Origin of the sequence: uncultured Phascolarctobacterium sp., from assembly GCF_958349595.1 — a bacterium.
Classification (GTDB): Bacteria; Bacillota; Negativicutes; order Acidaminococcales; family Acidaminococcaceae; genus Phascolarctobacterium.
This window is the reverse complement of the sequence record NZ_CATWDQ010000001.1, coordinates 342043-363377: the sequence shown is the minus strand read 5'-3', so window position 1 is coordinate 363377 and position 21335 is coordinate 342043. Positions and strand designations below refer to the sequence as shown.

18 protein-coding genes are annotated in these 21335 nt (G+C 40.5%); all 18 read left to right on the top strand.

Annotated elements, in window-relative coordinates; all coding sequences use genetic code 11:
* Positions 1-191: 191 nt before the first annotated feature.
* Positions 192-1316: an efflux RND transporter periplasmic adaptor subunit gene (locus Q4G98_RS01570; RefSeq protein WP_301961808.1), complete on the top strand. Its 1125-nt coding sequence runs from the start codon at positions 192-194 to the stop codon at positions 1314-1316.
* Between the two features lies 1 nt (position 1317).
* Positions 1318-4404, top strand: coding sequence for an efflux RND transporter permease subunit (locus Q4G98_RS01565; RefSeq protein ID WP_177561340.1), 3087 nt, complete (start codon positions 1318-1320; stop codon positions 4402-4404).
* Positions 4405-4422: 18 nt separating this feature from the next.
* Positions 4423-5178 carry a nickel pincer cofactor biosynthesis protein LarB gene (gene larB / locus Q4G98_RS01560; protein WP_298564825.1) on the top strand — a complete coding sequence of 252 codons (756 nt, stop codon included), beginning with the start codon at positions 4423-4425 and terminating at the stop codon, positions 5176-5178.
* A 4-nt stretch (positions 5179-5182) separates the two neighbouring features.
* Entirely contained in the window at positions 5183-6514 is a 1332-nt protein-coding gene (gene larC / locus Q4G98_RS01555; protein WP_298564827.1) for a nickel pincer cofactor biosynthesis protein LarC, read from the top strand.
* Positions 6504-7457: a ribonuclease HIII gene (gene rnhC / locus Q4G98_RS01550; protein ID WP_298564830.1), complete on the top strand. Its 954-nt coding sequence runs from the start codon at positions 6504-6506 to the stop codon at positions 7455-7457. The genes larC and rnhC overlap by 11 nt, the downstream gene beginning before the upstream one ends.
* 23 nt (positions 7458-7480) lie before the next feature.
* Positions 7481-8329 carry a ChbG/HpnK family deacetylase gene (locus Q4G98_RS01545; protein ID WP_298564833.1) on the top strand — a complete coding sequence of 283 codons (849 nt, stop codon included), beginning with the start codon at positions 7481-7483 and terminating at the stop codon, positions 8327-8329.
* A gap of 1 nt (position 8330) precedes the next feature.
* Positions 8331-9338 carry a lysylphosphatidylglycerol synthase transmembrane domain-containing protein gene (locus tag Q4G98_RS01540; protein WP_298564836.1) on the top strand — a complete coding sequence of 336 codons (1008 nt, stop codon included), beginning with the start codon at positions 8331-8333 and terminating at the stop codon, positions 9336-9338.
* Positions 9335-10273 (top strand): NAD-dependent epimerase/dehydratase family protein, encoded by a 939-nt coding sequence (locus Q4G98_RS01535; protein WP_177561334.1) that lies wholly within the window; start codon positions 9335-9337, stop codon positions 10271-10273. Before Q4G98_RS01540 ends, Q4G98_RS01535 begins: the two co-directional genes overlap by 4 nt.
* Positions 10266-11816: a glycosyltransferase family 39 protein gene (locus Q4G98_RS01530; RefSeq protein ID WP_298564841.1), complete on the top strand. Its 1551-nt coding sequence runs from the start codon at positions 10266-10268 to the stop codon at positions 11814-11816. The genes Q4G98_RS01535 and Q4G98_RS01530 overlap by 8 nt, the downstream gene beginning before the upstream one ends.
* A 266-nt stretch (positions 11817-12082) precedes the next feature.
* Positions 12083-13525, top strand: a complete 1443-nt coding sequence (gene wbaP / locus Q4G98_RS01525; protein ID WP_298564843.1) for an undecaprenyl-phosphate galactose phosphotransferase WbaP — start codon at positions 12083-12085, stop codon at positions 13523-13525.
* Between the two features lie 27 nt (positions 13526-13552).
* Entirely contained in the window at positions 13553-14674 is a 1122-nt protein-coding gene (gene glf / locus Q4G98_RS01520) for a UDP-galactopyranose mutase (protein WP_366917007.1), read from the top strand.
* A complete protein-coding gene (locus tag Q4G98_RS01515; protein WP_298564845.1) occupies positions 14667-15671 on the top strand; it encodes an acyltransferase family protein in 1005 nt (334 codons plus the stop codon). The genes glf and Q4G98_RS01515 overlap by 8 nt, the downstream gene beginning before the upstream one ends.
* Positions 15668-16438: a DUF4422 domain-containing protein gene (locus Q4G98_RS01510; protein WP_298564848.1), complete on the top strand. Its 771-nt coding sequence runs from the start codon at positions 15668-15670 to the stop codon at positions 16436-16438. The genes Q4G98_RS01515 and Q4G98_RS01510 overlap by 4 nt, the downstream gene beginning before the upstream one ends.
* A complete protein-coding gene (locus Q4G98_RS01505) occupies positions 16435-17286 on the top strand; it encodes a phosphorylcholine transferase LicD (RefSeq protein ID WP_298564850.1) in 852 nt (283 codons plus the stop codon). The genes Q4G98_RS01510 and Q4G98_RS01505 overlap by 4 nt, the downstream gene beginning before the upstream one ends.
* Positions 17283-17987, top strand: coding sequence for a 2-C-methyl-D-erythritol 4-phosphate cytidylyltransferase (locus Q4G98_RS01500; protein ID WP_298564852.1), 705 nt, complete (start codon positions 17283-17285; stop codon positions 17985-17987). Before Q4G98_RS01505 ends, Q4G98_RS01500 begins: the two co-directional genes overlap by 4 nt.
* Positions 17980-19023: an NAD(P)-dependent oxidoreductase gene (locus tag Q4G98_RS01495; RefSeq protein ID WP_298564855.1), complete on the top strand. Its 1044-nt coding sequence runs from the start codon at positions 17980-17982 to the stop codon at positions 19021-19023. Before Q4G98_RS01500 ends, Q4G98_RS01495 begins: the two co-directional genes overlap by 8 nt.
* A 21-nt stretch (positions 19024-19044) precedes the next feature.
* Positions 19045-20289: a glycosyltransferase family 9 protein gene (locus Q4G98_RS01490; RefSeq protein ID WP_298564858.1), complete on the top strand. Its 1245-nt coding sequence runs from the start codon at positions 19045-19047 to the stop codon at positions 20287-20289.
* Between the two features lie 6 nt (positions 20290-20295).
* On the top strand, positions 20296-21312 hold the full coding sequence (locus tag Q4G98_RS01485; RefSeq protein WP_298564861.1) for a glycosyltransferase family 2 protein: 1017 nt from the start codon (positions 20296-20298) through the stop codon (positions 21310-21312).
* Positions 21313-21335: the final 23 nt, after the last annotated feature.

The window sequence follows — 21335 nt, the reverse complement described above, 5'->3', positions numbered from 1 at the left end:
ATATTTTGGCCCTTGTTGTTTTTACGCAGCAGGGGCCTGTTTTTATGCTGCAAAACATATCAGGAAAAGACTGTGAAACCAGTGCTTTGACCTGTAATTTTCTTGCTATTATGTATAAAAAAGTTGTATAATTAAAATATCTATTATTGTAATTAAAATTACCTTTATTCCGATAAATTGAGGAGCAGAAAATGATGTGGCAGAATAAAAAAGTTCGTATAGCAATTATCGCTTCCCTGGTTCTTTTGACAATCATAGCTTACCGTATTTATGGCAATATCCAGGCTAACAACGAGCGTGCGAGCAGTGTTTCCCAAGGCCGCAGCGTTGCTGTGGCTACAGCTTTTCCGCAGCGTCAGAGTATTATTCCAGTCATGCGTTTTGCAGGCAGCCTTGATCCAGTCTGGCAGGCTGATGTGGCAGCAAAGATCGATGGCAGGGTAGAGAAGGTCTACGTCAACGAAGGTGACCGCGTCACAGCGGGTACTGTACTGGCACATTTGGAGCAGACTGAGCAGACGGCTAATTTGTTGTCGGCCAAAGGCTCTTTGATGGACGCCCAGACTACTTTGGAAAAAGCTGAACGTGAACTGCAGCGTTATCAGGCTTTGTATGAAAAGGGCGCTGTATCAGAGCAGACTGTTGATAACTATCGTTTTGCAAGAAATAATGCCCGTGGTAAGCTGTCGGAAGCTCAGGGCGTATGGGATAATATGCAGGATAAATTGAGCGGGGCCAGCGTTATGGCGCCGCAGGACGGTATCATTGCCAAGCGTTACTATCAGGAAGGTTATTATGCCAAAGTCGGAACGGCGCTGTTCAATGTCGCCGATATTTCCGAACTGACTGCTAAAATAAATATTCCGGAAGGACAGATCAGCAATATTGCCGTGGGCGGTTTGGCTGATATTACTGTGCCCGCTTATCCAGATGATAAATTCAGCGGCACGATCACCCGTATTTCACCGGTGGCCGATATGCCGGCACGTACTTTTGCTGCCGAGGTCACTGTTGACAACAGTGCCGGGAAGCTGCGCGGCGGCGTTTATGCCAATGTGGTCATTACTGCTGCGCCAAAAGAAAACGCGCTGGTAATCCCGATGAGCGCTATTGTTATGCGTGAAGATCAGCGTACGGTTTTTGTTGTCGACGAGGAAGGCGTTGTCAGCCGCAGGGTATTAACGATCGGTTTTGTGAATGATAATATGGTAGAGATTCTGGATGGCTTGAGTGATAACGACCGGATCGTGACCGGCGGTCAGAACAAACTGCGTGAAGGCAGCAAGATAAAATTAGAAGGACAGGGTGCTAAATAAAATGATAGGCACATTTATACGCAGACCTGTTTTTACGACGATGTTCGTACTGCTGCTGGTAGTATTCGGCATCAAGTCGTATCCTAATCTGGGTGTCGATCTGTATCCTGACGTTGAATTGCCCTTGGTAAGCGTCAGCGTTACCTATACCGGCGCTTCTCCTGAAGAAATGGAAACCCTGATCACCCGGCCTATCGAGGACCGCGTCAGTCAGGTTGCCGGGATCAAGACTCTGTCGTCGACAGTTCGCGAAGGTTATTCGCAGACGGTACTGGAATTTGAGCTGGGCGTCGATCCAAGAGAAATGGCCAGCGAAGTGCGTGAAAAAGTAGCGTCGGTGCGCCGGCGTTTGCCTGACGGCATTGACGAGCCTGTAGTACAGCGTTTCGATATTTCTTCGCAGTCGATAGCGGCATTTACTTTTGCGTCCGATTCGCGCAGCCGTGAGGAGACCCGTAAGATCGTTGAAGACGTTGTCAAAGAAGAACTGCAGCGTGTCGAAGGCGTATCCGAGGTTTCGGTCGTAGGCGCCAGCCTGCGTGCGATCAAACTGATCCCCGACCCGGAGAAACTGCACACTTATAATATTTCTTTTCAGTCTATCTTAGACAAGGTCAACAGTGAAAATATCAATACCCCAGGCGGCAAGGCCCGTTATAACGATATGGAAATAACGGTCAGGACGCTGGGAAAATATAAAAATATCGATGACATCAAAAACATCGTCATAGCTAATCAAAATGGGCGTCCGATTCAGCTGGCAGACGTTGTAAAGGTTGTTGACAGCTGGGAAGATGAAGAGACTTATTCCCGCGCCAACAAGATCCCCAGCGTTATGGTGCTGGTGCGCAAGCAGTCGAAAACCAACACGGTCGATGTTGTCGACGGCGTCAACGCTTCTATGGAACAAATGATAGCCAACGACTTGCCGCAGGATATCAAAGTCGATGTCGTCCGCGACCAGTCGGCCTATATCCGCGAGAACGTTGCCGATGTCTGGAACGCCATTCTTTTTGGCGGCTTCCTGGCACTTTTGATAACTTATATGTTCCTGCGCGATTTTCGGGCGACGATCATCGGCGGTCTGTCCATACCGACTTCTGTCATTGCCACCTTCTTTTTGATGAAGACGATGGACTTTACGCTGAATAATATGTCGCTCATGGCGTTGAGTTTGGCAGTCGGTATCCTTATCGACGATGCTATCGTTTTGATCGAAAATATTTTCCGGCATATGGAAATGGGGAAATCGCCGATCCAGGCGGCACAGGATGCCACGGAAGAATTGTCGCTGGCTATTCTGGCGACCTCGCTTTCTTTGATGGCGGTTTTCGTACCGATAGGCTCGATGGGTGAAGTTGTTGGTCAGTTCTTTAAACAGTTTGGCTTAACGGTAGCTTTTGCCCTGGCATTTTCTACGATGGCAGCCTATACGCTGACGCCGATGATCTCGGCTTATTGGCTGAAGGATTATCGCGAGGAGCACGCCAAGCCCTATAAGCATCCGCGGCCTAAAATAGTGCAGATCTGTCTGGATAAATTTGAAGCCGGTTTTCAGGTTGTTTGCCGGATGTATGATGAATTAATGGTGTTTGCTTTCAAGCATCCCTGGAAAATAGTTTTGATCTCTGTCGCTTCACTTATATTTAATCTTTTCCTGTTACCCTTTATTGGTACGGAATATCAGCCTACCTATGATTCAGGTGAATTTTCTATCAGCGTCAAAGCGCCGGCCGGTACAAGTATCGAGCGCATGAAACAGCTGACTATGCCCTTGGAAGAAGAGATCCTGCAAATGCCTGAGGTCAGGATCGCGGCAATGCGCCTGGGCGGTTCGCGCACCCCTGTCAATGAAGGCAATATCGATGTCAAGCTTATTCCTGCCTCTGACCGTGACCGCAGTATGATTTCTATTATGGATGAGTTGCGCCGTAAATTTGGCTCGGTAGAAGAGCTGAAGGTTGCGGTAGTAAGTAATCAGGGCGGCGGCCGTGGTGACAGCAGACCGGTACAGGTAGGCCTGCGCGGCAGTGATCTTGATCTGCTGACGACCTATGCCCAGGATCTGGCTGAAAGGATCAGGCAGGTGCCGGGCTCTACTGATGTCGATATTTCTTCTTCGGAAGAAGAACCGGAGATCATCGTTAAAGTCGATCCTTTACGTGCCAGCGCGATGGGGCTTGATTCTACTTCCGTTGGTAAAGTTGTGGAAATGGCCTTTTTGGGCAAAAGTACAAATAATAGTTTCACGATAGGTGATAACGACTATGATATAATTGTACAGTTAGATACGGCGCATCGCCGCGACATCAACGATGTGGCGAACCTGCGCGTTTCCAATACCGACGGTAAATTTATCCGTTTGGGCGACGTGGCTGATGTGTACTTCTCGTCCGGGCCTACACGTATCGACCGTGAGGACCGGCAGCGTCAGATCGTTGTTTATGCCAATACGGTCGGTATCACGCCTGGCGATCTGATCCAGAAGATCCAGAATGAGATGATCCCGGATATGAATATGCAGGTCGGTTACCGCTATAAAATGATCGGACAGGCCGATACGATGGCGAAAGCCTTCAATGAGATCGCAAAAGCTGTTATCCTGGCGATCATTATGATCTATATGGTTCTGGCGGCAGAATTTGAAAGCTTTATGCAGCCTTTGGTCATTATGATGTCGCTGCCGTTTGCTATCGTCGGCGCTGTTTTAGGCCTGATGGTAGCCGGGCAGACAGCAAATATGATGTCGCTGATCGGTTTTACGATGCTGCTGGGTTTGGTTACCAAAAACGCTATCCTGCTGGTTGACTATGCCAATCAGGCGCGGGCGAAGGGCATGCCACTGCGTGAAGCTTTGCGGGAAGCCTGTGCCCTGCGTATTCGTCCTATCTTCATGACAACGCTTTCGACTATTTTAGGTATGCTGCCGATCGCACTTGGCCTTGGCGCTGGTGCCGAGCTGCGTCAGTCGATGGGCGTGGTTTTAGTTGGCGGTCTGACTACGTCGACCCTGCTGACGCTGGTAGTAGTGCCGCTGCTGTATTTGCTGAGCGAAGAATGGAAAGAGAAACATTTGCATAAATCATGACTAAGGAAGTAGCAGAATATGACGTATGAAGAAAATTTGCTGGCGCTTTTGGAAAGCTATAAAAGCGGGGCTATCAACGCCCAAACGGCTTTAGAAAAACTGCAGACTGCCAATTATACTGATCTTGGCTTTGCCAAGCTTGATCATAACCGCAGTCTGCGGCAGGGCTTTCCCGAGGTTGTTTACTGCGAGGGAAAAACAGTCGAACAGGTCACCGCAATCATGGAAAAGCTGGCGCAGGTCCACAATAATATTTTGGGGACACGTGCCGATGCCGATAAATTTGCCGCGGTACAGAAGGTGCTGTCTGATGCCGTCTATCATAAAAATTCACGGCTGATTTTTGTAGAGCGTAAACCGCTGCCCAAGGATGATAAGCGTTATATCGCTGTTGTGACGGCGGGGACAAGCGATCTGCCGATCTCGGAAGAAGCAGCCCTGACTGCCGAGATCATGGGCAACCGGGTAGAGCGGGTCTACGATGTAGGCGTGGCTGGTATCCACCGCCTGTTTGATAAGCTTGACCTGATCAGAAATGCGAATGTAGTTATTGTTGTTGCCGGTATGGAAGGTGCCTTGGCAAGCGTTGTTGGCGGTTTGGTCGAACGGCCTGTGATCGCGGTACCGACCAGTGTTGGTTATGGCGCCAACTTCCAGGGGCTATCGGCACTTTTAGGTATGCTCAACAGCTGTTCTGCTGGAGTGGCCGTAGTCAATATCGACAACGGTTTTGGCGCTGGGCGGATGGCCAGTATCATCAATCATATGAGGTGATGTAATGAAAGCGATTTATATAGAAGCCTTTGCAGGCATCAGCGGCAATATGCTGCTGGGAGCTTTGCTGGATGCCGGCGTACCGATCGACTACCTGGCAGCGGAAATGGAAAAGCTGCATTTGGGAGAATATGAGCTTATCAACAAACGTGTTGATAAGTGCGGCATTGCTGCCAATTATTTCAACGTTGTGCTGCCAGATGAGCATCAACATGACGTCATAATCAGTCAGCAGCATACACATACTCATGCAGAACAGCATCATCACGAACACATCGGAACCGGGCATCATCATGAGCATGCTACTGGTTGTGAACAGCCTGTTCATCACCATGAAGTAACTGAAGCTGCGTTGCATCATCACCATGAACATCGTAATCTGCATGATATAGCCCATATTATCGAACATTCTGATCTGAGCGCAGAGATCAAGTCGCAGTCTTTGCGAGTGTTTACCGCATTGGCAGAAGCTGAAGCCAAAGTGCACGGTAAAACTGTTGACGAAGTGCATTTCCACGAAGTTGGGGCCATTGATACGATTATTGATATTGCCGGCTGCGTGCTGGCTTTGCAATATTTGGGTATCGAAAAAATTTTTGTTTCCAATATCCATACCGGCAGCGGCTTTGTCAAATGTGCGCACGGCTTGATGCCGGTGCCGGCTCCTGCGACAGCAGAGCTGTTACAGGGCTTACGGCACAGTCACGGAAATATTGATAAAGAGCTTACTACGCCAACGGGCGCAGCACTGATGAAGGTTTTGGCGGTCAGCACCAATGACCTGCCGCAGGGCTTTACAGGCAGTAAGATCGCTTATGGCGCCGGTACCTGGGATCTAGAGATACCGAATGTGCTGCGCATCAATATCGGCGAGTGGGAAGCTGAAGCCGGCGCGGATCTGCTGGTTGCCGAATGTAATATCGACGACATGAACGGAGAATTGTATCCGTATGTGCAGGAGCGTTTGCTGCAGGCTGGCGCGCTTGACTGCTGGCTGACGCCGATCATTATGAAAAAAGGCCGTCCGGCGCAGACCTTATCAGTGCTGCTTACTCCGCAGAACCTGGATAAGCTGACGGAGATCTTACTGACGGAAACTACTTCGCTGGGAGTACGTTATTATGCAGTGCATCGCCACATCAATTATCGTAAGTTTACTACTGTGGAGCTGCCGGAAGGCGAAGTGAGGATCAAATACGCACAGATGGGCGGACGCATCGTAAATATTGCTCCTGAATTTGAAGACTGCAAATCCCTGGCCTTAAAAAGCGGGCGCAGCCTGAAAACGATCATGCAGGCGGCAGCAACTGCTGCGGAGGCACAACTTGAACAATGATTTTGCTGCGTATATCGACAATTTAAAAAAGCAGGTCAAAAATTTTGACAGCAGCCTTACCATTGCAGAGAAACCATTGCAATATGGCGTTCAGTTGACAGTAACAGGCAGTGATAGTAAAGTAGTAATATCAGTGTATAATGGTAAAAAAGGTCTTAAACTTGTTTGGGGCGGTTCTGCCACAGAGCTAAGGTCACAGCTGGAAGCGTATTTGACTGGTAAAACTGCTGATACTGCTGCAGAAATGCCATCTGTTTGCGGCAACGATTATACACTTTTACGAAATTGTGCTGATTTTAAAGGGATTTGGGCAGGCAGTGACGAATCTGGTAAAGGAGATTTCTTTGGGCCATTGGTCGTTGCCGCAGTGTTAGTAGATATTGCTGCGGCCGAAAAACTTGTGCGCTTAGGTGTTAGGGATTGTAAGCTGATCAATGATAAAGAAGTCCTGCGTCTGGCGGAACTGATCGCAGAAGCTGCTCCGGTCAATAGTGTTTTGGCCTTGAAGCCGGAAATGTATAATTTCCGTTATCAGCAAATGCGTGCCGACGGGAAGAATCTCAATCATTTATTGAGTAATGGCCACATAGCTGTATTGAGCAATGTCCTGCGGCAATGTCCGCAGTGTAATTATGCTCTTGTCGACCAGTTTACCGCCTCCAACGATATCCGCAGCAGCTTGCAGCGGGAATTTCCAGAGGTCAACGTAGTGCAGCAGCACCGGGCCGAGGCAGATATTGCTGTGGCGGCAGCGTCAGTACTGGCGCGGGCCAGGTTTTTAACAATAATGCAGGAGCTGGCAGCGCAGGTCGGGCGCAGTGAATTACCTAAAGGCGGCAGTGATGCCGCAACAGCGTGTGCGCGCGAGCTGCTCAAAGAATTGGGACGCAGTGCCCTGGAACGGCTGGTCAAAGTCCATTTCGCCAATTATAAAAAAATCTAGAGCCTTGCAGGAGGCTGAAATATATGAGAAAATTAATTGTTAATGCCGATGATTTTGGGCTGCATCCAGCCATCAACGCCGGTATTATTAAAGGCAGCAGGGAAGGCTTTATTACCAGTACTTCCTTGATGTGCAGCGGTGAAGCCTTTGAGGACGCGGTGCTTCAGGCTAAAGCAACACCTGCGCTGGGTGTAGGTATCCATCTTACTTTAGTAGGCGGCGGCAAGCCGCTTTTGCAGGCAAGGCAGCTGCGGACACTTGTGGATGAAAGCGGGCTTTTGCCTGCTGATTATACAGTTTTCGCCAAACGCTGGTACGCTGGCAGGATCAAAAAAACAGAAGTTATCAGCGAACTGCAGGCACAGTTGGAACGCGGCTTAAGCTGCGGACTGCAAATAACTCACGTCGACAGTCATCAGCATCTGCATGTGCTGCCGGGGATCGCCGACATCGTCCTGAAACTCTGCAGTGAATTTGGCATCAAAAAAATCAGGATGCCTCAGGAAGGCTGGTTTTGGCGCGGCGGCTTCAACAGCAGCGCCGGTCGGCTGATCGGCCGTGAAGGCCTGAGCTTTTGCAGCGCTTTGGCAAAAATGAAAGCCAGACAGGCCGGCTTTGTTTATCCGCAGTATTTTTTTGGTATGCTGGCCGGCGGGAATCTGAATGAATTTTTAGTAGGGGAAATAATCAAAAATCTGCCTGATGGCGTAAGTGAGATCATGACTCATCCGGGGATGGATGCAGAGTCTTTAGAAAAAACTTTTTCCTGGCAGTATCATTGGGAAGATGAGCTGAACGCTTTTCTTTCCGAAAAAAATAAATGTTTATTGGAGCAGCAGAAGGTAACTTTGATAAACTTTGGTGGGCTTTGATATGCACAGAAAATTGATCCGCAGATTGCTATGGATGTTTGTTTTTGTTATTGTTATTTCTGCGGCAGTTATTTATTTTACATTTGATATAAGAGCGTTGGAATATCTGACAATGTTTGAACCGTGGTGTATTGCTGCGGCTTTTGGCATTTTAGGATTGGGCCTTGTCTTTGACGGCTTGCGGTTGATGACCCTGGCGGAAGTGACCGATGAAAAGCTGACTATCAGGCAAGTGATAAACGTCGTTTTGAGCAACTATTTTCTGGCGCTGGTAACTCCGGGGGCCAGCGGCGGAGCTGTGGCCCAGATCATGTTCATGCGTAAGGCGGGCGTGCCGGTGGCAAAGGCAACGGTCGTTGTTTTTGTGCGCACGATCATGTCGATTACTTTTCTGATTTTATTAGTACCCTTTGTACTGCACAGCGATCATGCTTTGGTTGACTGGATGCCGACCAGCGTTATTACCATAGTATCAGTTTTGTTTGTTTCTCTGCCGGTTGCGGCAGTATTGCTGATGCGTACCAGATACCCGGAGTTTTGGATCATTGGGCTGACGAATAATTTCTCGCGTGATTTCAGGCGTAAGTGTTTTATCTGGTATAAAGAATTTAAACAGGCCTCTTTTATTATGGGAAAAAGTCCCTTGAAGGTAATGCGGGCTTTTATCGAATCAGGACTCAGTTTATTGTGTATTTATGCTACTGTACCAATGTTTTTTATGGGTATGAATATTAAATTTGAGTGGCTGCAGGTCATGGGGCGTATGGTGCTGCTGAATCTGGTGCTGTACTTTTCACCTACACCGGGCGGTTCCGGTGTCGCCGAGGCAGGCTTTGTAGTCCTGTTTTCCGAACTGCTGCCAGGCGGCCTTGTCGGTATCATGGCAGTTTTGTGGCGCTTTACAGCCGAATATCTGCCCTTTTTGTTAGGGGCAGTCGTTTCTATACGTGCCTTTGGTGCGAATGTTCTATCTATGAAAAATCTTAAGAAGGGTGAAGATCAGGAATGAAACTTTTAGTTACCGGCGGTGCTGGCTTTATCGGTTCGCATTTATTGGAGCTGTTACATAATGATAAAAATTATGAAGTCGTAGTTTTAGATAATCTTTCAAGCGGTTTCAGAGAAAACGTCCCTCAGGGGATGAAACTTGTCGTCGCGGATATACGCTCGCAGGAAATCGAGGCGTTATTCAAGGCCGAACGCTTTGACGCAGTCGTACATTTGGCCGCGCAGACAATGGTGCCTTATTCTATCGAACACCCTGATGAAGATTGCGAAATCAATTTAGCAGGCTTGATCAATGTGTTGGAAAATTGCCGTAAGTACCAGGTCAAAACAGTTTTATTTGCCTCCAGTGCGGCAGTATACGGCAATAATGAAAGCGTGCCTTTACAGGAAGAATTTGCTTTAATGCCAATGTCGTTTTATGGGATCACCAAAATGACGTCAGAACATTACTTGCGTGTTTATCACGAGCTTTATGGTATCAATACAGTTGTTTTTCGCTTTGCCAATGTTTATGGCGAACGTCAGGGCGAGGGCGGAGAAGGTGGCGTAGTCAGCATTTTCTGCAAGCTTCTGGCTGCCGGCAAAGCGGTTACGGTTTATGGTAACGGCGAACAGACCCGGGATTTTGTTTATGCCGGGGACGTTGCCGCTGCGCTTAAAGCAGGCTTATTGGCTACAGGCTATCAAACTATCAATGTGGCGACAGAATATGAAACATCAGTTAATCAGCTGCTGGAAGCATTTGCCGAAGTAGCTGCGGATAAGATAGAAGTTCATTATGCAGCCGCACGTCAGGGCGATATTTTTCGTTCGGCCTTGTCTAATGCACGTCTGAAGACGATACTTGGCGTAACGCCGCAGATGCAGTTAAAAGAAGGTATCCAAAAAACCTACCATGATTATGTAAACAGGGGAAAGCAGGAGAGTAATGAATAGAATCGAGAAGGGAAGCCTGCTCGTTTTAGCAATCATAGTTGCCTTCAATATCTTCTTCGGTCTGGGCAGTATACCGCTGCTCGATCCGGATGAACCTGTCTATGCTGAAACTGCGCGGGAGATGATTCAATTTAATGATTATCTTTCACCGCGCATTTATAATGAATATTGGTTCGATAAACCGCCTATGTATTACTGGCTTGTGGCTGGTTCGATGCATATTTTCGGCGACAGCGAGTTTGCCGCACGTTTTCCTGCGGCAGTGATGGCTTTTTTGACGGTAATAATGCTGTATTGTTCGGTGACCAGGCTTTTTAACGAAAAAGCCGGCTTTTGGTCAGCCCTTGTTTTAGCGACCTCTGTACAGTTTTTTTATCTTGGCAAAGCGGCAGTGACAGATACGACACTGGTGTTTTTTCTGACCGGAGCTTTATTATGTTATTTGCATAAAAAATACTGGCTGATGTATGTGTGTATGGCTTTGGCTACAGTAACCAAGGGCCCGATCGGCATAGTTTTTCCGGGTGCGATAATCTTTCTGCATATTCTCTGCACCGGACAGTGGCGCCTTATTTTAAAAATGCACTGTGTGCGGGGCCTGTTATTATATTTTTTGATTGCCGCACCGTGGTACTATTTAATGTATCAAGTGCATGGTATGGAATTTATCGATACCTTTTTAGGCTTTCATAATCTGACCCGATTTACAACGCCCGAGCATCCTACCAGAGTTTTATGGTGGTACTATTTCCCTGTTATAGTGCTGGGACTATTTCCCTGGACGGGCTTACTGCTGCAGTCTGTCAAAGCATCGATCGCAGACAGCCGGTCTGATGATCTGGGGAAAATGCTGTTCGTGAATATCTGGTGGCTTTTTGTACTGATATTTTTTACTGTATCCAAGACGAAACTGGTTTCCTATATTTTACCTATGTTTCCGGCGCTGGCGATCATGATCGGTTGGAATATTGCCAGAATGCAAAAAGAAAATTATGGTATCCGCTGGTCCTGGATTTTGGGCAGCGGAATAATGTTTTTGCTGTTGACAGTAGGGTGGGTCATCGGTGGTCAGCAACTGCCTGAAGTTGCTTTTGGCGGTATAGTGCTAGGCACAGTGACCTTTATTTTAGGGGTGAGTATCGTTTGGGCACTTTGGTATTATCGGGATATCAGTTTTGCTGCCTGGCTGCATGTAGTTACCGGTGTTTTGACGATGGTGATCGCATTTTCATTCCTTCTGCCAATGGTAGCTAACCGGTTTAGTGTTAAAGAGATCGCCAAAGTTTATCAGGACAGGTGTGATCAGCAGAAACCAGTTTATGTGGATAAGTTTTTAAGACCGGGATTTATGTATTATACAGGTGAGCCTGGCTTGGAAGTGAGACCTAAAAGTAATGATTTGGCAGCGGCTTTAAATGCTCCCGATACAAAATATATTTTGGTGCGTGGTTTGGAACTGCGCCGTTTAAAAGATCAGAATAAACTTCAACATTTGAATGAGATCACAGAACTTGGTGATATTTATTTGCTGGAAAAATATTAAAAATCAATAAAATATTTTAACGAACGTAAATTAAAACAACGTCGCTGAAAGCGACGTTGTTTTTTTATGTCCGTCGGGGTTTTGCGAACTGGTATCGCGTCAGCTAAGCATCGCGATCGCGTAGAGAGCGATGCAAAAGTAACAGCAAGACCGGAAAAAGTTTGATTCATTTATTTGTAAATGTCTTGCGGGGGGGGGACTCGTGTGGTATAATTCTAATTGAAATTATTTGAAACAAAAAAGTATTTTAAGGATAAAATGTAAAAATGAACCAAACGAAATTTAAAATACCTCAATACGATAAATATACAAATTATTTTTTGTCTGCACTTCTGTTTGTTATTGACTATCTGGCGATAGTTTTGGCTGAACAAAGTGCTTTTGTTTTACGTAACTGGCTGGTGAGTGACGGTGGAATATTACATATATCATGGCTGAATTTCTGGGTAGTTTTTCCATTTTTATATTTGCTTTTTATTAATGTAGAACAGCTTTATAATCGCCGCATGCAATTTTGGCAGGTGATCGAAAAAATCTTCTATGCCTCGCTATACGCCATTGTTGCGATTATCATCATTTTATATGTAGGCCAAATAGCTGCCTCTACGTCGAGGTTGTTTATAGTGCTTTTAGGGGCATTAAGCTTTCTTTATTTAACTTTTTTCCGTTATCTTACTAAAAAGACTTTAGCTAAACTGCAGTTGCTGCAGATACCCGTACTTATTATTGGCGCCGGCAAGACGGCTGAATTACTAGTACAGGGAATTATCAATGATGCCGGTATGGGTTATAAGGTCATCGGCTTACTGGAGGATAATTGTGTTAAAGCGGGTATTTTGAAACGGTTCACTGTTTTAGGTAAGTTTGCAGAGGCAGAAGCAGTTATTGAGAAGACAGGTGTACAGCATATTTTTATTGCCGCACCAGGAATGGAACAGGAAAAATTAACGCAGCTGATCTATAAAGTGCAGCCGCTGGTAAAAAATATGGGCATTATCCCTAATCTTGTTGGTATACCAATGGGTGGGATCGAAGTAGAAAGTCTTTTTAATGAAAAATTGATGTTACTGCGGCTAAAAAATAATCTGGCAAGGCCGTGGAACAGGTATTTAAAAACAATGTTCGATTTTGTGTTGACGTTAGTTGGTACTTTAGCAATATCGCCGATCTTGCTTTTTATAGCGATCTGGATCTATAAAGATTCTCCGGGGCCCGTAATATTCAAACATACGCGCATTGGCAAGAACGGCAAAGCGTTTCCCTGTTATAAATTCCGCAGTATGTGTGTAAATGCTAAAGCAAGGCTGGAAGAATTACTAAAAAATGACCCGGAAGCAAAAGCAGAATGGGAACGAGATTTTAAACTGAAAAATGATCCCAGGATCACCAAATCGGGAGCATTTTTGCGCAAAACAAGTTTGGATGAACTGCCGCAGATATTCAACGTCCTGAAAGGCGAAATGAGCCTGGTAGGGCCAAGACCTGTAATCCAGGAAGAACTGAAGCGTTACGGAGAATATGTCAACGACTATTTAATGGTCAAGCCAGGAATCACCGGTATGTGGCAGGTCAGCGGCCGCAGCGATATAGATTACCAGGAACGAGTGCTGCTCGACAGCTGGTATGTGCGTAACTGGAGCGTTTGGATCGATATAGTGATGCTGTTTAAAACATTTAAAGTAGTGCTGCTTCGAAAAGGTGCATATTAAAAGATCAGAAAGTTGGTAAAAGTGGTTATGTATGATTATCTGGTAGTTGGCAGTGGTTTGTTTGGCAGCGTTTTTGCATGTGAAGCTAAGAGACAAGGCAAGAAGGTACTTGTTGTAGATAAAAGACCGAACATTGCAGGTAATGTTTATACGCAGGAAATAGAAGGCATAAACGTGCATATGTATGGTGCGCATATTTTCCATACTAATTTAAAACATGTCTGGGAGTATGTTAATCAGTTTGCGGAGTTTAATCGTTTTACAAATTCCCCGGTAGCAAACTATCATGGCGAATTGTATTCGCTGCCTTTTAATATGTATACCTTTAATAAAATGTGGGGCGTGGTAACGCCCGAAGAAGCAGCATCCAAGATAGAAGAACAGAAAAGTAAAGCAGGTATAAAAGAACCGCAAAATTTAGAAGAGCAGGCAATTTCACTTGTTGGTACCGATATTTATGAAAAATTGATCAAAGGCTACACCGAAAAGCAATGGGGCAGGCCGTGTAATGAATTGCCGGCGTTTATTATCAAGAGACTGCCGGTACGCCTGACATTTGATAATAACTATTTTAATGCTCTGTATCAGGGAATCCCCATTGGTGGCTATACCAATATGGTAGTAAATATGCTGCAGGATATAGAAGTACAGCTTAATGTGGATTATTTAGAAAATAAAGCTGAATTAGATCAAGTTGCCACAAAAGTAGTATATACCGGACCGATAGATGCTTATTTTGACTATAAGCTGGGAGCGTTGGAATATCGCTCTGTCAGATTTGAGAATGAGATTTTGAATAAAGTGAACTTTCAGGGGAATGCTGCAGTGAACTATACAGATAATGAAACACCCTGGACACGGATCATAGAGCATAAATGGTTTGAATTTGGTAAAAATAAAAACGGTAATGATCTACCAAAAACTGTTATCAGCCGTGAATACAGCAGTGAATGGAATGTAGGCGATGAACCATACTATCCTGTAAATGATGAAAAGAACGGCAAATTATATGCAGAATATAATGTGCTGACAGAAAAGGAAAGTAAAGTCATTTTTGGCGGACGTTTGGGTGAATACAAATATTATGATATGGATGCAGTAATAGACAGTGCTTTAAAGCTTGTAGAAAAGGAATTAGAAAATGAGTGAACGGTTAGTTTGGTTAGATTCGCTCCGAGGATTTGCTATTTTTACAGTAGTGCTTGGGCATTGTATTGATGGTTACCTGGGTGCAAATATCTTTCCATCATACAATGTGCTTTTAAAGATCGCATATGATTTTATATATTCATTTCATATGCCACTGTTTTTCTGCATTAGTGGATTTGCATTTTATCTTTCTAAAACTTACAAAAAGTATAAGATAAAATTTTGGGATATAGTACTTTTATATTTATTCTGGAGTGTTTTTCAATGGTGTTTTAAAATTGTCTTAGCAAGCCATGTTAATAAGCCCCTTAATTTTGATGATTTGTTAAAAATATTTTATGTGCCAATGGTACCGTATTGGTATCTTTATGTACTGGCATGTTTATATTTAGTATTTTCAAAAATAGGAGTTCCTAAAATTAAACTTTCTCTTTTATGTATTACAGGAATACTTGGATTTATCATAAAGCATTACAGTATAGATTTAGGAATTATAAGTACAAGTGTTTACTATATGTATTTCTTTGCATTGGGGGGGCACTTATGCACAATGAATTTGCACAACCGTATTCAAAATAAGAATTTTATCATATGTGTAGCAATTTGTATTGTTAACTGTATATTGTATCTATATAAAGTGAATTTTACAACATCGATATTGTCGATAAACTCTATAATCGTAGCCAGTGCAGGAAGCATAGTTTGTTTTTACATTTTTTATAATTGGAAGATCGTTTATGAATCAAATATTTTAAAAATGTTTGGAGTATATTCGTTGCAAATATATGTTATTCATAGCTTTATTACTGCGGGCAGTCGAATAATATTCAAAATGCTGGAGATTATAAATTTACCGTTATATCTTTTAGTAGGGATGATATTTGGAATTTTTATACCAATAATTATAGGCAAATATTGTGCGCAAAATGAATTTTTAAATCTACCTTTTGCACCAATCAAAGGATTGAAAAAAGTGGGAGTTATAAAAAACTTATGAATATAAAAATACTTGTCGCTACCCATAAAAAATACTGGATGCCTGAAGATGATGTCTATGTACCCGTTCACGTAGGCATAGCAGGTAAAGCAGATTTAGGCTACGTGGGAGATGATACTGGCGATAATATTTCTGAAAAAAATGCTAATTACTGTGAACTTACAGGCCTTTATTGGGCGTGGAAGAATTTAACTTGTGATCATATCGGCCTGTGCCATTATAGGCGCTATTTTGCACATACGACAAGCAGCGGTGATACAGAAAAGAAGAAACTGGCGATACTGCAGAAGGAAGATTATGAAAAACTCTTAAAACAGTATGACGTTATTTTACCGAAGAAACGAAATTATTTTATAGAAACAGTGCGCAGCCAATATGAGCATGCACATAACAAAAATGATCTGGCGCTGACAGAGCAAATAGTAGCAGAATTTTACCCGGAATACAGTGAAGCGTTTAGTAAGGTTATGGGAAGAACCAAATTACATATTTTCAATATGTTCGTAATGAAAAAAGAAAAGTTTGATGAATACAGTCAGTGGTTATTTGATATTTTGTTTGAACTGGAAAAACGGATAGATATAAGTAATTATAATCAGTATGAGGCAAGAGTATTCGGCTTTTTAAGTGAGCGTTTGTTTAACGTGTGGTTAGAAAAACAGGTGTTGAATACAAAAGAAATCGATATTGTGTTTTTAGAAAAAGTAGACTGGTTTGATAAAGGTATTAAGTTCTTGCGAAGGAAGTTTAGAGGATTAGATTTATGAAAAAAATAAGCCTTGATGAAATGAAAAAAATAGAGTTGAATATGTTAATTGATTTTGCAAAATTCTGTGATGATAACAATTTTACATATTATTTATCTGGTGGAAGTTTATTAGGAGCAGTTAGGCATAAGGGCTTTATACCATGGGATGATGATATAGATATCATGATGCCACGAGAAGATTACAATAAGGCATTGAAAACATACAAAAGTGATATCTATGAAATTGATTCTATTATTGTGAATGAAAGTTCATATAATAGATATGCCAGAATAAATAATATTAACACTAAATTAGAAAGTAATTTGCGCAAAAATTTAGAAGAAAGTGTTTTTATTGATATATTTCCAATAGATGGATTGCCAGATAATAAATTTTTACAATATGGGATATTTTGTATTCAGCAACTTTTAATTGCATTTCATTTATCAACTATATTAAAATATACCGTTTCTAGCAGATATGAAGATAGGGAATCTGGTTTTTTTGCCTGGCGTAAATATTTTCGAACGTTCATAAAATTTTTCATGGTAGCAACAATTGGAAAAACTAACCCCAGTACATGGGCATTAATATTAAATAGAATCGCAAGCAAAGAATCTTTTTATAATCATGATTATGTAGCTATTTTAGTATCTGGACCACACTTCACTAAAGAAAGAATGCCTAAAAAGGTTTATGAAAGGAAAGTTCAAGTTGAATTTGAGGGGGTTAAATTTTGGGCACCTAGTGATTATGATTATTATTTAAAAAGATTATATGGAAAATACATGGAACTTCCTCCCTTGGATAAAAGAATATCACATCATGATTTTAAAGCCTATTGGAAAGAAGAGAACGAGATATGAACATTGCATTATTAACAGCAGGTGGTATTGGCAGCAGAATGCAGCAGGAAATACCAAAACAATTTCTGCATGTAGATAATAAACCAATAATTGTCTATACGCTTGAAGCTTTTCAAAATAATCCTAATATAGATGCAATAATAGTTGCTGTTTTAGAACGTTGGGAAGACATATTATGGGCGTATGCGAAACAGTTTAATATTACAAAAATGAAATGGGTCGTTGTTGGAGGTAAAACTGGGCAAGAATCAATTTTTAATTGTTTAAAAAAATTAGAAGAAGAAAGAATTGATTTAAATAGCAGTATTGTTATTCATGATGGTAACAGACCTTTGATTACACAAGATATAATTACAGACAGTTTAGCTACATACAATAAATATGGCTCTGCTGTTGCAGCTATTCCATGTGTAGAAGCTATTTTTAAAAGTACAAATAGTCAAAGTTCAGATGTTAGTATACCCAGAAATGAGCTTTTTCGTACACAAACTCCACATACATATTCTTTTAGGAAATTGTTGTGGGCACATGAAGAAGCTGAAAAAAGAAAGATTGAAAATACAGCTGCAACATGTGTGTTAATGAATTTATTGGGTGAAGAAATTTATTTTTCCTTAGGATCAGAAAAGAATCTTAAAATTACGACACTGGATGATTTAGACATTTTTAAAGCACTTATAAAAGAGGAAAAACATGTTTAGTCAAAATAAAATTTATCAAAAATCTCTGGAAGTATTCTCGGAGGATATAAATTGGGATATATATTCTAATAAAAAAATTTTGATTGTTGGTGCTACTGGTTTGATAGGAAGCTACCTGATTGATATGTTGATGTATGTAAATAAAAGACAAAACAAAAATATTGGAATAGTAGCAGTTGCACGTAGTGAAGCTTCTGTGAAAGAAAGATTTGAGGAATATCTTTGTAATAGAAATTTCAGATATATAATCGCAGACATAAATAATGGCTTTAATTATCAGGAAAAAGTCGATTATTTATTGCACTTAGCAAGTAATACACATCCACTGGCCTATGCCGAAAAACCTATCGAAACATTAATGACTAATATTCATGGCACATATAATTTACTTAATTATGCAAAAGATTTTTTGAATAAAAGATTGCTCTTTTTGTCAAGTGTAGAGATTTACGGACAGATGGAAAATAATATAACAGGCTATAAAGAAGAAGATTGTGGTTATATTGATTGTAATTCGTTAAGAGCATGTTACAACGAAGGTAAAAGAGCAGGTGAAGCTTTATGCCAGGCTTTTATTAAAGAGTATGATTTAGATATAGTTATTCCCAGGTTATGTAGAATTTATGGACCAACTATAAAGCTGGACGATAGTAAAGCTTTATCGCAATTTTTAAAAAAAGCCATTAAAAAAGAAAATATTGTTTTAAAAAGCCCAGGCGAGCAATATTTTTCTTACTTATATGTTGGAGATGCGGTTACTGCACTTTTGCATTTACTAGAATTTGGAATAATGGGAGAAGCATATAACGTTGCAGATCAAAAATCAAATATAAAATTAAAAGATTTAGCTAAAATGATAGCCGATCATGTTGGTGTTGATGTAAGTTTTGAAATTGCAGATGAAATTGAGCAAACTGGATATTCCAAAGCAAGTAATGCAATATTGGATACTAAAAAAATAAACAGGCTTTCTTGGAAGGCAAAATACTCAATAAATGATGGTGTCAAAGAAGTTATTAATATTTATCAAGTTTAAAATAGTGGAGAATTTGTAAATATGAGTATGGCAAGTAAAAATAAAATATTGATAGTTCTACAAGGTATATTATGGCATTTTAAGTCAAAAAATAAGTTTAAAAAAGATAAACATAAAAATATTTTAATTATTCTTGAACTTCCAGGAATTGGCGATGCTGTATTACAGATCAACGTTTTGTATCATTTAAGTAGAGTTATGAAAGATCAAAGTGACTATAAATTATATATTGCTGGAAGTAAAATTACTTGTAATTTTCTCGAAAATATAAAGAGTACGTTTGATATAGAATTAGTCGAAGTAGATTTTTCATTTGAAAACAGAAGTAATTTTTCTATATTTAAAGATAATTATTTGAAACTTAATAGTAGATATTATTGTTATATAATTTCGTTTGATAATTTAAGTTCCTATACTAAGGCTTTAATTATTGGACTTGAATATGGTGGAATAGTTTTTAGTGAAGATCAAATTACAAAAAAATACTTATCTAAAGATTTTATTCTTAGATTACTACTTAAAAATATTAATTTGATAAAAACTAATTACTCAACACAATTATTAACGCATAAGTTACTTGTTTATAAAAATATTTTAAATTTTTTCTTGAAATGTGTAAATAAGGATTTGTTTGTTAATAAATATGAAGAATATAAGATTCCTATATTGGTTCAAACAATCAAAATTGAAGATAATTATTGTATCCTCAGTGCTGGGATAGCCCAAGGTCATGATTATCCCTATAGAAGTTGGAATATAGAAAAATTTGCAGCTGTAGCAAATTTTATTTTAGAAAATACAGATTTAACAATTTGCTTAGTTGGAACTAAAGATGATGAAGTGGCTAATTCGGAACTTTATAATATGATAAAAATGAAAAACAGAGTTATTGATTTGACAACAAAAACATCTTTTGCTGAATGGGTCGAAGTTTTGCGTAATGCAGAATTTGTTTTTGGAAATGATAGTGGTTATATACATTTGGCTTCTATGTTAAGAACGAAAAGTTTTGTTATAGCAGGTTTTTGGAATTATGGAAGATTTTTACCCTATAGTGATGATGTTGAAGTGTGCGCAAAACCGATAGATATAAGAACAGATAAACCCAAGTGTGCATTATGCAATTTTATTAAACATAAATGTATAGAAAAAGTAGAATGTGATAAAAAAGTTATTAAAGATGGTATTTATAAGTGTATAGATGATATTACTGCAGAAATGGCGATAGAAGCTGTAAAAAGCTATTATATTGGCCAAAAGGGATGAAAGCTTATGAATATTGATAATAAAGAAAATAATGATTTAATAAGTGTTATTGTTCCTGTGTATAATGTTGCTGCTTATTTAAGAAAGTGTTTAGATTCTATAGTTGGTCAAACATATAAAAATTTAGAAATAATTTTAGTCGATGATGGAAGCACTGATGGAAGTGGAAGTATTTGCGATGAATATGCTAAAGAAGATCGTAGAATAAAAGTTATACATAAAGACAATGGTGGAGTAAGTTCTGCACGAAATATCGGTATTTATAATGTTGAAGGTAAATATATTTTATTTGTAGATGCAGATGATATTGTTAACGAAAGATATGTAGAAATTTTATATACTGAGTTACTAAAACATAAAGTGGATATTGTATTTTGTGGCATAAAAAGTATATATGTTAAATCGAGAGAAGAAATAAGCATAGGAGTGGAAAAAGAGTTTCAAGGAAATATAAACAAGGATTTTATAAAATTTTACAGAGAAAATTTATTTCTTATAACAGCTGCACCTTCTGCTAAAATTTATAAAACTAATATAATAAAAAGTAATGAGCTAAAGTTTGACGAATCGTATAATAATGTTGAAGATTATTTGTTTAATTTGCAATATTATTCTTTTATTAAACTATTCTACGTTTCTCTAGACGTTTTATATCATTATTATCATTATGGTAGAGGTAGCGCAGCTGAAATATTTTCTGAAAAAAGGTGGAGTGATGAATTTAGAGCGCTATCTTTTTTAAGACAATGGTTAGAAGAGAGGAAAATAGCAGGAAGATACTTTATTATGACTACTAGAATAGTAGATATAGTTAGAATGTTTTTTGGAGATAAAACAAATAGATCTATCTGTAAAAAGTATTATGAATATAAAGAATTATGTAAAAAAGTAAATGAATACATTGATTACGAATATGAAGATGAATGCAAAGTAAAGCATTATTTTATTTTAATGACTATAAAAAATAAATGGTATCTACCATCATTTACATACTACTATATAAAATATTTGAGTAAAAAATAAATTTTAAAATTTTGATTGGAATA

What these genes read in the sequence shown, in the direction of transcription:
- Q4G98_RS01570 (WP_301961808.1), top strand. Translation starts at nt 192, where the DNA reads ATGATGTGGCAGAATAAAAAAGTTCGTATAGCAATTATCGCTTCCCTG.
- Q4G98_RS01505 (WP_298564850.1), top strand. Translation starts at nt 16,435, where the DNA reads ATGAAAAAAATAAGCCTTGATGAAATGAAAAAAATAGAGTTGAATATG.
- larB (WP_298564825.1), top strand. Translation starts at nt 4,423, where the DNA reads ATGACGTATGAAGAAAATTTGCTGGCGCTTTTGGAAAGCTATAAAAGC.
- Q4G98_RS01485 (WP_298564861.1), top strand. Translation starts at nt 20,296, where the DNA reads ATGAATATTGATAATAAAGAAAATAATGATTTAATAAGTGTTATTGTT.
- Q4G98_RS01545 (WP_298564833.1), top strand. Translation starts at nt 7,481, where the DNA reads ATGAGAAAATTAATTGTTAATGCCGATGATTTTGGGCTGCATCCAGCC.
- Q4G98_RS01565 (WP_177561340.1), top strand. Translation starts at nt 1,318, where the DNA reads ATGATAGGCACATTTATACGCAGACCTGTTTTTACGACGATGTTCGTA.
- Q4G98_RS01535 (WP_177561334.1), top strand. Translation starts at nt 9,335, where the DNA reads ATGAAACTTTTAGTTACCGGCGGTGCTGGCTTTATCGGTTCGCATTTA.
- Q4G98_RS01540 (WP_298564836.1), top strand. Translation starts at nt 8,331, where the DNA reads ATGCACAGAAAATTGATCCGCAGATTGCTATGGATGTTTGTTTTTGTT.
- larC (WP_298564827.1), top strand. Translation starts at nt 5,183, where the DNA reads ATGAAAGCGATTTATATAGAAGCCTTTGCAGGCATCAGCGGCAATATG.
- Q4G98_RS01500 (WP_298564852.1), top strand. Translation starts at nt 17,283, where the DNA reads ATGAACATTGCATTATTAACAGCAGGTGGTATTGGCAGCAGAATGCAG.
- Q4G98_RS01515 (WP_298564845.1), top strand. Translation starts at nt 14,667, where the DNA reads ATGAGTGAACGGTTAGTTTGGTTAGATTCGCTCCGAGGATTTGCTATT.
- Q4G98_RS01490 (WP_298564858.1), top strand. Translation starts at nt 19,045, where the DNA reads ATGAGTATGGCAAGTAAAAATAAAATATTGATAGTTCTACAAGGTATA.
- wbaP (WP_298564843.1), top strand. Translation starts at nt 12,083, where the DNA reads ATGAACCAAACGAAATTTAAAATACCTCAATACGATAAATATACAAAT.
- Q4G98_RS01530 (WP_298564841.1), top strand. Translation starts at nt 10,266, where the DNA reads ATGAATAGAATCGAGAAGGGAAGCCTGCTCGTTTTAGCAATCATAGTT.
- Q4G98_RS01495 (WP_298564855.1), top strand. Translation starts at nt 17,980, where the DNA reads ATGTTTAGTCAAAATAAAATTTATCAAAAATCTCTGGAAGTATTCTCG.
- glf (WP_366917007.1), top strand. Translation starts at nt 13,553, where the DNA reads ATGTATGATTATCTGGTAGTTGGCAGTGGTTTGTTTGGCAGCGTTTTT.
- Q4G98_RS01510 (WP_298564848.1), top strand. Translation starts at nt 15,668, where the DNA reads ATGAATATAAAAATACTTGTCGCTACCCATAAAAAATACTGGATGCCT.